The following is an 11,586-nucleotide window of genomic DNA, read 5'->3' on the forward strand; positions in this document are numbered from 1 at the left end:
GGGGAACTCCATGACCCGCCCTCGCTCCGCCGCCGCGCTCGCCGCCGGCGCCCTCACCCTCGCCCTCGCCGCCGTCCTCGCGACGCCGGCCGACGCCACCCCCACCCCCCGACCCGTCGGCCCCGCCGTTCCGATCGGCTCCGCCGCCGCCGTCGCCGCCGGCGGACCGGTGACGATCATCACCGCCAACCCCTCCGACACCCAGAAGTGCCTGGACGTCACCGGGCAGAGCACCGAGTCCGGCACCCTCGTCGAGCAGTGGACCTGCAACGGCGGCACCAACCAGCAGTGGACCTGGACCGACGCCGGCGAGTTCGTCAGCGTGGCCAGCGGCAAGTGCCTGGACATCCCCGGTTTCAGCACCGACGGGGGCGTGCAGGCCATCATCTGGCCCTGCAACGGCGGCACCAACCAGAAGTGGACCCAGTACCTCGTCCACCACGCCGGCCTCTACAACCTGATCAACGTCAACAGCGGTCTCAACCTGGACGTCCAGGGCGCCTCCCCGGCGGACGGCGCCCCGGTGATCCAGTGGCCGCAGACCTACGGGCAGAACCAGTGGTGGTTCTACGGCGCCGCGTCCGCCGCCCGGGGCTGAGCCCACGGCCGCCCGGCCGCCCGCCCGTCCGGGACCACCCACGTCCCGGGCGGGCGGGCGGCCCCGTTACGCTCGAACGGTGCCCGCACCCGTGACCTCCCCGCCGCCGCCCGGCCCCGCACCGGCCGACGGCCCCGCCATGGCCATCGGACCCGCCACGACCGACGGCCCCGCACCGGCCCTCGGACCCGGCCGGGAGCACGGACCGGCTCCCGTCGACGCCGCACCCCCCGACGACGCCCCGGCGGACGGCCCGGCCGACACCCCGGCCGAGGGCCCCGCACCGGCCGACGGACCGGCCCGCTCGCCCTGGCCCCGGTTCGCCCTGCTGGTGGCGATCCTCGGCGCGGCGGCCGGCTCGCTGTTGCTGTGGAGCCCCACCGCCCTGCTCGACGGCGGACTCTCCCACGGGATGCCCTGGTACTGGCGCGGCCCCCTGTTCGCCGCGGTGTACGCGGTGGGCACGGTGGCGTTCTTCCCCCGGCCCGCCCTGAACGCGGCCGCCGGGCTGCTGCTCGGACTGCAGGAGGGCCTGCTGCTCGCCGTCCTCGGCACCACCCTCGGCGCGGCCGCCGCCTTCGGGCTCGCCCGCTGGCTGGGACAGGACGCGCTGCGCCGCCTGCTGCGCGGGCGGGTGCTGGTGGCGCTGGACCGGCGCTTCACCGACCAGGGCTTCCGCAGCGTCCTGCTGCTCCGGCTGTTCCCCGGTCTGCCGTTCCAGGCGGCCAACTACGGCGCCGCCGTCTCCGGGGTCCGGTTCGGCTCCTTCATCGGCGCGACCGCGCTCGGGGTGATCCCGGTCACCGCGGTCTACGTCGCGGCGGCGGCCACCGCGCGGGAGCCCGGGTCGACCGGCTTCCTGCTCTCGATCGGCGCCCTCGGGCTGCTCGGACTGGCGACCCTGGCCCAGGTCGGACGGGCCGCTGCCCGTCGGCGGCGCACGGTCACTGACTGAGCGCCGGGCGTCCGAGCCGGCACGCCGGGCGCGCGGGACACCGGATCCGCTCGGCCGGCCGGGGTTGTTGTCGGTCCCGTGTGAAATCGTTCCCGCATTGTTGACAGAAGGTCAATTGCGCGGTGACCGCGACCGATATGGTCTACGCGCGCAACCGTACGCCGTTCTCCCGCGTCGCAACTGGTGCCCGGGTCCACCCGGGGCCCCGGCGCGGCACGACTCGTACGGACCGCGCGAGCGGGCACGACACCGGTGATCAGTGCGATACTCGGACAGTTCCGACGAGTGGATGACGTGTCAAAAGGACACGCGCACCGGGGGACCTGTACGGAACAGAGGCAGGGAGGCGCGGCATGGGAGCACTTCGCGACGAGCACCACAACGGGTGGCTGATGCCCTCCGGGAGCTACCCGGCCGCGGTGTACGACGACGAGTGGGTCGAGCAGGAGACGGTGTCGTCCTCCCCGGCCCCGACGAAGATCGTCTCCCTGCGGCCGACCGGGTTCGAGGCGGCCCGCACGGTCGGCGAGCACATCCGGGCGAGCATCCCGGTCGTCATGGACCTCACCGAGATGGAGGAGGCCGAGGCCAAGCGCATGGTCGACTTCGCCTCCGGTCTGATCTTCGGCACCCGCGGCGGCATCGAGCGGATCGCCAAGCGGGTCTTCCTGCTCACCCCGGCGGACGTCGAGGTGATGGTCATCGACCGCCCGCTCGACGAGACCGGCTTCTACAACCAGAGCTGACGGGCGCGCCGCGCGGACAGCGGCGCCCAGGACCGGGGACGGCACTCGCCGTCCCCGGTTTTCTGCTGTCCGGCCACCTCTCGCCGTCCGGGCCACCCTTCGCCGGCCACCTCTTCACCGGCCGCCCTTCACCGGCCGCCCTTCACCAGCCACCCACCCTCGGTCCGCCCGCCCACGGTCCTCCCACTGGGCAGCGGCGGCTCGAATGAGGCATCGAAAATAATAATGAGACATCCATGTCTCATCCGGAGTACACTCGTCCCATGGCCACCGATCGTGACTCCGTTCTCGAAGCCGCCGTCGGCGTGCTCTCCCGCCGCCCGACCGCCCATCTCGACGAGATCGCCCGCGCCGCGGGCATCAGCCGCGCCACCCTGCACCGGCTCTTCCCGGGCCGGGACGCGCTGATCCGCGAGGTCGGCCTGCTCGGGCTCCAGCGCTTCGGCGCCGCGCTCGACAGCGCCGCCGTCGAGGAGGGCGACCCGCACGCCGCGCTGCGCCGGCTGGTCGACGCGGTCGTCCCGGACGCCACCCTCTGCGCCTTCCTGACCGGTGAGAGCACCCTCTACGACAACGAGGAGATCAACGAGCTCTGGGAGTCGCAGATCGCCCGGATGCACGCGCTCTTCCTGCGCGGGCAGCAGCAGGGCGTGTTCCGCGTCGAACTCTCCGCCGCCTGGCTCAGCGAGGCCTTCTTCGACCTGGTGGCCGGGATCGGCTGGGCCATCCAGGACGGCCGGCTGGCCCCCCGTGACGCCGCCTTCTCGCTCTCCGAGCTCTTCCTCGGCGGCGCCCTGCGCGCGCCGCGACCGAACTGATCCCACCCCCGCGACGTCCGCACCCCGGACCGGAACCGGACACCGATACCCATGAGCAGCACCGTCCACCTCCAGCCCCGCCAGCGCTGGACCGGCCTCGCCGTCCTCGTCCTGGCCGTCACCCTGGTCGCCGTCGACGCGACCGTCCTCTCCCTGGCCATCCCCTCGATCAGCGAGACCCTGCGCCCCAGCGGCACCCAGCTGCTGTGGATCGGCGACGCCTACTCCTTCGTGCTCGCCGGACTGCTGGTCTCGATGGGCTCGCTCAGTGACCGGATCGGCCGCAAGCGCCTGCTGCTGATCGGCGCCACCGCGTTCGGCGCCGCCTCGCTGCTGGCCGCGTACTCGCCCAGCGCCGGCTGGCTGATCCTGGCCCGCGCGCTGCTCGGCGTGGCCGGGGCGACGATCATGCCCTCCACGCTGTCGCTGATCCGCACCCTCTTCCCGGACGACCGCGAGCGGGCCACCGCGATCGGCATCTGGGGTGCCGCCGCGACCGCCGGCGCCGCGCTCGGCCCGGTGGTCGGCGGGGTGCTGCTGGAGCACTTCTGGTGGGGTTCGGTCTTCCTGCTGAACATCCCGGTGCTGGTGCTGCTGCTCGTGTTCGGCGCCTGGCTGCTGCCCGAGTCCAAGGACCCGAACCCGGGCCGCTGGGACGTGGCGAGCGTGCTGCTCTCGCTCGCCGGTGTGATCGGCGTGGTCTACGCGATCAAGGAGGCGGCCGCGCACGGCGTGCTGCGCTGGGACGTGCCGGTCACGGCCGTGCTGGGCGCGCTGGCGCTGACCGTGTTCGTCCGGCGCCAGCTGCGGCTGGACACCCCGCTGCTGGACGTCCGGCTGTTCCGCGACCGCCGGTTCACGGCGGCCGTGCTGGCCTCGCTGATCGCGCTGATCGGGCTCTCCGGTGTGGTCTTCGTGACCTCGCAGTACCTCCAGCTGGTCCGCGGCTACCCGCCGCTCAAGGCCGGTCTGGCCGAGCTGCCCGCCTTCGCCGGCGCGGTGGTCGGCGGTCTGCTGACCGCCCGGCTGGTGCGCCGGACCGGCGCCCGGACGGCGCTGACCGCCGGTCTGCTGGTGATGGGCGTCGGGATCGGGATGCTGGGCTGGATCCAGCAGGACTCCACGTACCTGCTGCTGGCCGCCGCGTTCCTGCTGGTCGGCACCGCCGAGGGCGTGGTCTACACGCTCGGCGCCGACCTGGTGCTGACCGCCGCTCCCGCCGACAAGGCCGGCGCCGCGTCGGCGGTCTCCGAGACGGCGTACGAGCTGGGCACCGCGCTCGGCATCGCGCTGGTGGGCTCGGTGGTCGGCGCCCTGTACGCGGGCCGGCTGGTCGTCCCGGCGGGCGCGGACCCGGCGGTGGCCACGCAGGCCGGCGAGTCGCTGGGCGGCGCGGTGGAGGCGGCCCACGGGCTGCCGGACACCCTGGCCGGACCGCTGCTGGAGAGCGCCAGGACGTCCTTCGTCCACGGTGTGAACGTGGCCGGGATGCTGGCGGGCGCGCTGCTGCTGGGTGCGGCGGTGCTGTCCTGGCGCCTGCTGCGCGGGCTGAACGACCGGACCGCCGCGGGCGACCCGGAGCGGTCGGCCTCGGCCGCGGCGGAGCCGGAGCGGACGCCGGTGCACTGACGACGGCGCACCGACGGCCGACGAACGGCGCGGGCCGCCCCGGATCACTCGGGGGCGGCCCGCGCCGTTCGTCCGTGGCCCGGTGGACCGGGCTCAGCCCGCGCCGAAGGGGAGTTCCAGCTCGGCCCAGACGACCTTGCCCTCCCTGGTCAGGCGGCTGCCCCAGCGCTGGGCGAGTTCGCTGACCAGGAACATCCCGCGGCCGCCCTCGTCCTGTTCGGCGAAGGGGCGCAGCTGGGGTGTCTGGCCGCCGGTGTCGGCGACCTCGACGGTGAGGACCCGGTCGCGGAAGAGCCGCAGTCGTCGCGGGGCGTCGGCGTGCAGCAGGGCGTTGGTGACGAGTTCGCTGACCAGGAGTTCGGCGTAGTCGGCGAGGGCGGACAGGCCCCAGTCGGCGAGGGTGGCGCGGGTGAAGCGGCGGGCCTTGCCGGGGAGGCGGCCGTCGCCGGTGAGGGGGAGGGTGGCGACGCGGTCGGCGGGCAGGGGCAGCACCCGGGCCATGATCATGGCGATGTCGTCGTCGCTGCCGCCGCTGACGAGGGCGGCGAGCACGGCGTCGCAGTTCTCCTCCAGGGTCCGGCCGGGGCCGGAGAGGGTGCGGGCGAGCAGGTCGATGCCCTCGTCGAGGTCCTGGCCGCGGCGTTCGACCAGGCCGTCGGTGTAGAGGGCGACCATGCCGCCTTCGGGGAGGACGAAGCGGACGGATTCGAAGGCGACCCCGCCGACGCCGAGCGGTACGCCGGGCGGTGTCTCGATCCGGTGGGAGGTGCCGTCGGGGGCGACCCAGACCGGGGGCAGGTGGCCGGCGGAGGCGATCTGGAGGGTGCGTTCCAGGGGGTCGTAGACGGCGCAGACGCAGGTGGCGAACTGGCCCTCGCCGATGCCGGAGGCGGTCTCGTCCAGGCGGGTGAGTACTTGTTCGGGCGGCATGTCGAGGGTGGCCAGGGTGCGGGCGACGGTGCGCAGCTGTCCCATGGTGGCGGCGGCCCTGATGCCGTGTCCCATGACGTCGCCGACGACGAGGGCGACCCGGCCGCAGGAGAGCGGGACGACGTCGAACCAGTCGCCGCCGACCTCGCTGGTGACGCTGGAGGGCAGGTAGCGGTAGGCGATCTCGAGGCCGAGGGTGCGGTGGATCTCCTGGGGCAGGAGGCTGCGCTGGAGGGTGAGGGCGGTTTCGCGTTCGCGTCGGTAGAGCCGGGCGTTGTCGATGGCGAGGGCGGTGCGGGCGACGAGTTCCTCGGCGAGTGCGACGTCGGAGGCGGTGAAGGGTTCGGGGTTGCGCATGCGGATGAACTCGGCGCCGCCGAGGACCATGCCGCGGGCGGTGACCGGGAGCATCAGGTAGGAGTGGATGCCGGCGGCGAGGCCGGGGGCGACGCGGTCGGGGCTGGCGACGAGGCCGCGGAGCACTTCTTCGTCGACGCGGGAGCGCAGGAGTGGGCGGCCGCTGCGCAGGCACTGGGTGTAGCTGCGTCCGGGGGCGTACTCGGAGACCTCGCCGACGGTGTCGACGGCGTGCACGAGTCCGGTCTCGTAGGACTCGCCGACGGCGACGGCGCGCAGTTGGACGCCGCGGTCCTCGGGGATGGGGGTGGGTTCGGCGCCGCGGAGGACGGTTTCCAGCAGGTCGACGGTGGCGAAGTCGGCGAATCTGGGGACGACGGCCTCGATGAGTTCCTCGGCGGTGCGCTGGAGGTCGAGGGTGGTGCCGATGCGGGCGGTGGCTTCGGCGATGGTGGCGAGGCGTTCCTGGGCGCGGGCGGCGCGGGCTTCGGCCTGGAAGCGTTCGGTGACGTCGATGATCGAGGAGCAGACGCCGAAGACGCGGCCGGTGGAGTCCTCGAGCCGGAAGTAGGAGGCGGACCAGGCGCGGTCGCGGCGGGGGTCGCCGGGGACGCGGCCGTGGGAGCGGGCGTCGACGACGGGTCGGCCGGTGGCGAGCACCTGCTTCATGAGGTGTTCTATTTCGGCGCTGTTGATGCCGGGCAGGACGCTGCTGATGCGGCGGCCGAGGTGGGCGGCGACGGGGAGGCCGTTCATCCGGGCGAGGGATTCGTTGAGCCGGACGTAGCGCAGTTCGGTGTCGTAGACGGCCATGCCGATCGGGGACTGGCCGAAGATGCCGTCGAGTACGGCGAGGTCGGCCTCGACGCGGTGCAGGGCGGCGGTGTCGGAGGCGGTGGCGAGCAGCAGCAGGGTGCCGCCGGGGCCGGAGATCGGGTAGGTGCGGAATTCGAGCTCGACGGTGCGGCCGTCGCGGTGGCGGACGGGGAAGACGCCGGTCCAGCCCTTGCCGCTCATGATCCGGGCGAAGAGTTCGAGGACTTCGGGGCGGTCGCTGTCGTCGGTGAGCAGCTGGGCGGCGTGGCTGCCGACGGCTTCGTCGGCGGTCCAGCCGAGCAGTGCTTCGGCGTCCTCGCTCCAGTGCAGGATCAGTCCGTCGTCCTGGAGCAGGGCGGTGGCGAGGGGGACGAGGCGGTGGCCGTCCAGGCGTGCGGGGGCGGCGCCCGTTCGGGGGCCGGTGGCGTCGGCGTCGGTCGCGTCGGGCGCGTCCCACTCGTCTCTCCGCATGATCAGGCAGCACCCCGGTTCGGCTCGTGCCCGGCCGGGCGGGTCTCGTGGTCCCTGCGGCCGGGGTTCTTCTCCAGACTGCACGGACATCGACCGCCCGGCGACCCCTTGGTGAGGGTTACCGGTCGGGCAGGTGTACGGGCGTCATGGGCCTACCGGCCGCAGCGTACTCTCCAGAAGGCTCGCCCACTGCCGGATCACTCCGGATCGTCGGAGGCTGTCGTCGGTGAGGAGATCGGCGAGGCCGAGTCCGCGGGCCAGGTCGAGGGTGGCCTGGACGGTTTCGCGCACTCCGGGTCGGCTTTCGTCGGCGCCGAGGAATTCGACGGCGGCGCGGTGGGCCTCGCGTCCGACGTGTTCTTCCAGTCGGATGATCCGTTCGCGCAGTGGTTCGTCGGTGGCGGCGGCGGCCCACAGCTGGAGTGCGGCGCGGAAGAGCGGGCCGGTGCAGAGGCGGACGATCATGTCGACGACGGCCTCGGTGCGGGCGGGGCCGGGGGGCGGCAGGGTGTCGGCGTGGGCGCGGAGGGCGGCGAGGCGTTCGGCGGTGACGTGTTCGACGGCCGCGGTGAAGAGGTCGTCGCGGGTGGGGAAGTGGTGTTGTGCGGCGCCGCGGGAGACGCCGGCCCGCTCGGCGACGACGGCGACGGTGGAGCCGTGCCGGCCGAGCTCGGCCAGGCAGTCGACGGCCGCCGCCAGCAGCCTGGCGCGGGTGGCGCGGCTGCGGTCCTGCTGGGGGGTGCGCGCGGCGGCGGGGTGGGTGGTCATCTGCGGCGGCGGTTCCTGTCCGTGCGGGGGCGGGCGGCTGGTCGATCCTCGCAGACGGTGGTCGGGGTGGGGCGGGGTCGGGGGTCTCCTCGGGCGGGGGGTGCGGGACGGGCGGGGTTGCGGGACGGGAGGGGGTCTCCTCCGCGGGGGGCGCGGGAAGGGAGGGGCGGGGGCGGTGCGGCCGGGTGGGTGGGGGTGGTGGCCGGGCCGGTGCGCGGGGGGGTCAGCCGGTGGCGGCCGCCTCGCGCTCGCGCAGTTCCCGGCGGAGGATCTTGCCGGCCGCGGACTTGGGGACGGCGTCCAGGAACTCCACCGCCCGTACCTTCTTGTACGGCGCGACCTGGCCCGCCACGAAGGCCGCGACCTCCTGCTCGGTGAGGGCGCTGCCGGGGGCCCGGACCACGAAGGCCTTGGGGCTCTCGGTGCCCTCGGCGTCGCGCACGCCGATCACGGCGGCGTCGGCGATCTGCGGGTGGCTGAGCAGCAGCGCCTCCAGTTCGGCGGGCGCGACCTGGTACCCCTTGTACTTGATCAGCTCCTTGACCCGGTCGACGATGTGCAGGTAGCCGCGTTCGTCGACGAAGCCGATGTCGCCGGTGTGCAGCCAGCCGTCGGTGTCGACGGTCGCGGCGGTGTCGGAGGGGCGGCCGAAGTAGCCCTTCATCACCTGCGGGCCGCGGATCAGCAGTTCGCCGCGCTCGCCGGTCCCGAGGTCGGCGCCGGTGCCGTCCAGGGCGGTGACGCGCAGCTCGGTGGAGGGCAGCATCCGGCCGACCGAGCCCGGCGAGGGGTCCGGGTCGCCCGGGGACATCACGTGGCTGACCGGGGACAGCTCGGTCATGCCGTAGCCCTGGAGGATCCGGGGCAGGCCGAGGCGGCGGGCGCAGGCCTCGGCGAGTTCGCCGTCCAGCGGGGCGGCGGCGCACAGCAGGTACTCGACCGAGGACAGGTCGAATCCGTCGACCAGCGGGTGCTTGGCGAGGGCCAGCACGATCGGGGGGGCCGCGAGCACGGACTGCACGCGCTGGTCCTGGATGGTGCGGCAGAACTGTTCCAGGTCGAAGCGGGGCAGCACGACCACGGTGGCGCCGCAGCGCAGCGGCTGGTTGAGCAGCGCGGCCAGCCCGTAGATGTGGAAGAACGGGAGCACCGCGAGCACCCGCTCGCCGACCTCGGGGCGGAAGACGGCGTCGGTCTGGGCGAGGTTGGTGGCGATGGAGCGGTGGGTGAGCATGACGCCCTTGGGCAGGCCGGTGGTGCCGCTGGAGTAGGGCAGCACGGCGACGTCGCGGCCCGGGTCGAGGTCGATGTCGGGTGCGGGCCCGGTGGCGGCGAGCAGGTCGGCGAGGGAGAGGTGGCCCTCGGCGCCGTCGAGGACGACGATGCCGGCGAGTTCCCGGTTCTCGGCGGCGAGCTTCTCGGCGGCGGCGCGGGCGGTGGGGAGGAAGGGCGACACGGTGAGCAGCCAGCGCGCGCCGCTGTCGGCGAGCTGTCCGGCGAGTTCGCCGGGGGTGGTGAGGGAGGAGACGGGGGTGACGGTCGCGCCGGCCCGGGTGGCGCCGAAGAAGGCCATCGGGTAGCGGATGGTGTTGGGGCTGTACAGGGCCACCACGTCGCCCTGCCGGACGCCCGCCTCGGCGAGGCCGGCCGCGACCCGGCCGACGGCGTGGACGAGCTGCGCGTAACTGACCGTCTCGCCGGTGATCCCGTCGATGAGGGCGGGCCGGTCGCCGTGGCGCTCGGCGTCGCCGAGAACGGCGTCGTGCAGGGCGAGGTCGACGATGCCGACGTCCGGGAATTCGCTGTGGAACACCAAGGCGTGCCTCCTGTGCGGTAGTTGGCGCGGGGCGGGGCGACCGGCGGGAGGTCCTGTGCGACCGGCCGTACGGCGCGCGCACAGGAGCATACGGACAGTGGGCGCTCGGTGCGCCCCTGTGACGGACGTTTGGCGGAGCGCGCGGGGCGCAGGGGTGGCGCGGTATGGCGAAACACGAGGTGGGGGCGGGGCGGCGGTGCGCCGGGGTGGCGGGTCGGGCGGGATCCGGTCAGATGCCAGAACGATGATGCGACGATCTGTTCGAGGACGAATCGGGCGGAGGAAGCGGGAGAGGGCGCGGGTCGGCCCGGAGCGGGGGCCCGGCCGGGCCGGGCCGACGGCGGGGACCGGGCCCGGGGCGGCTCAGTACGACTTGGGCAGGCCGAGGGTGTGCTGCGCGACGTAGTTGAGCACCATCTCGCGGCTGACCGGGGCGACCCGGCCCACCCGGGTGGCGGTGAGCAGCGCGCCCAGCCCGTACTCCTGGGTGAGGCCGTTGCCGCCGAGCGTCTGCACCGCCTGGTCGACGGTCCGGGCGGCCGCCTCCCCCGCGGCGTACTTGGCCATGTTGGCGGCCTCGCCGGCGGCGGCGTCCTCCCCCGCGTCGTAGAGCAGCGCGGCCTTCTGGGTCATCAGCCGGGCCAGTTCGATCTCCACCGCGCACTGCGCCAGCGGGTGCGCGAGCCCCTGGTGGGCGCCGATCGGGGTGGACCAGACGACCCGGGTGCGCGCGTACTCGACGGCCTTGCCGAGCGCCTGCCGGGCCAGTCCGAGCGAGAAGGCCGCCGTCATGACCCGCTCGGGGTTGAGGCCGGCGAACAGTTGCAGCAGTCCGGCGTTCTCGTCGCCGACCAGGGCCTCGGCGGGCAGCCGCACGTCGTCCAGGAACACCTGGAACTGCCGTTCGGGAGCGACCAGTTCCATCGGGATGGGGCGGTACTCGAAGCCGGGCGTGTCGCGCGGGACGACGAACAGGGCGGGCTTCAGCTTCCCGGTGCGGGCGTCCTCGGTGCGGGCGACGAACAGCACGGCGTCGCAGTGGTCGATGCCCGAGACGAACACCTTGCGGCCGGTCAGCAGCCAGTCCTCGCCGTCACGGCGGGCGACGGTGGAGATCCGGTGGGAGTTGGACCCGGCGTCCGGCTCGGTGATGCCGAAGGCCATCCGGCGGCTGCCGTCGGCCAGGCCGGGCAGCCAGTGCCGCTTCTGCTCCTCGGTGCCGTAGCGGGCGATCACGGTGCCGCAGATGGCCGGGGAGACGATCAGCAGGAGCAGCGGGCAGCCCGCGGTGCCGAGTTCCTCCAGGACGATCGCGAGGTCCGTGATGCCGCCGCCGCCACCGCCGTACTCGGCGGGGAGGTTGACGCCGAGGTAGCCGGCCTTGCCGGCCTCGGCCCAGAGCTCGTCGGCGGGTCGGCCGGCGCGGGCCTTGGCGAGGTAGTAGGCGGAGCCGTAACGGCCGCCGAGGTCGGCGACGGCGCGGCGCAGGGCGACGCGCTCGGGGGTCTCTATCAGCTGGCTGCCGGGGGCGGTGGTGCGCGGTGCGGACATGGCTGGTCCTTCCGGGCGGTTCTTCGGCGGGGGTCGCGGTGCTTGCGGGTGGGTGGTGCGGTGCGTCGGGTCGCGGGGTGCTTCAGGAGGGGCGATGCTTCAGGACGCGCGGTGCGTCGGGACGCGCCGCG

The 11,586-nt window shown here is 74.1% G+C and carries 9 protein-coding genes; 5 read left to right on the plus strand and 4 right to left on the minus strand.

Annotation, left to right across the window (positions count from 1 at the left end):
- The first annotated feature begins 10 nt into the window (after positions 1-10).
- From ACW14Y_RS06365 to ACW14Y_RS06385, 5 genes are all read left to right on the plus strand, one after another.
- A complete protein-coding gene (locus ACW14Y_RS06365) occupies positions 11-598 on the plus strand; it encodes an RICIN domain-containing protein (protein WP_380384846.1) in 588 nt (195 codons plus the stop codon).
- 79 nt (positions 599-677) lie between these two features.
- Positions 678-1,553: a TVP38/TMEM64 family protein gene (locus ACW14Y_RS06370; RefSeq protein WP_456986161.1), complete on the plus strand. Its 876-nt coding sequence runs from the start codon at positions 678-680 to the stop codon at positions 1,551-1,553.
- Positions 1,554-1,906: 353 nt separating this feature from the next.
- Positions 1,907-2,299 carry a cell division protein SepF gene (locus ACW14Y_RS06375; RefSeq protein WP_051740983.1) on the plus strand — a complete coding sequence of 131 codons (393 nt, stop codon included), beginning with the start codon at positions 1,907-1,909 and terminating at the stop codon, positions 2,297-2,299.
- Positions 2,300-2,562: 263 nt separating this feature from the next.
- Positions 2,563-3,117 (plus strand): TetR/AcrR family transcriptional regulator, encoded by a 555-nt coding sequence (locus ACW14Y_RS06380; protein WP_340635427.1) that lies wholly within the window; start codon positions 2,563-2,565, stop codon positions 3,115-3,117.
- A 51-nt stretch (positions 3,118-3,168) separates the two neighbouring features.
- Positions 3,169-4,746 (plus strand): MFS transporter, encoded by a 1,578-nt coding sequence (locus ACW14Y_RS06385; protein ID WP_456986162.1) that lies wholly within the window; start codon positions 3,169-3,171, stop codon positions 4,744-4,746.
- Positions 4,747-4,839: 93 nt separating this feature from the next.
- On the opposite strand, the gene ACW14Y_RS06390 is transcribed toward ACW14Y_RS06385, so the two are convergent.
- From ACW14Y_RS06390 to ACW14Y_RS06405, 4 genes are all read right to left on the minus strand, one after another.
- Positions 4,840-7,320, minus strand: coding sequence for a SpoIIE family protein phosphatase (locus ACW14Y_RS06390; RefSeq protein ID WP_456986163.1), 2,481 nt, complete (start codon positions 7,318-7,320; stop codon positions 4,840-4,842).
- A 144-nt stretch (positions 7,321-7,464) separates the two neighbouring features.
- A complete protein-coding gene (locus ACW14Y_RS06395) occupies positions 7,465-8,088 on the minus strand; it encodes a TetR/AcrR family transcriptional regulator (RefSeq protein WP_380304344.1) in 624 nt (207 codons plus the stop codon).
- A gap of 223 nt (positions 8,089-8,311) precedes the next feature.
- The gene (locus ACW14Y_RS06400) at positions 8,312-9,904 is read right to left on the minus strand and encodes a 4-coumarate--CoA ligase family protein (RefSeq protein WP_380441157.1); all 1,593 of its coding nucleotides are present in this window, start codon (positions 9,902-9,904) and stop codon (positions 8,312-8,314) included.
- Between the two features lie 363 nt (positions 9,905-10,267).
- Positions 10,268-11,455: an acyl-CoA dehydrogenase family protein gene (locus ACW14Y_RS06405; protein ID WP_266276880.1), complete on the minus strand. Its 1,188-nt coding sequence runs from the start codon at positions 11,453-11,455 to the stop codon at positions 10,268-10,270.
- Positions 11,456-11,586: the final 131 nt, after the last annotated feature.

The organism is Kitasatospora sp. cg17-2 (assembly GCF_054031055.1).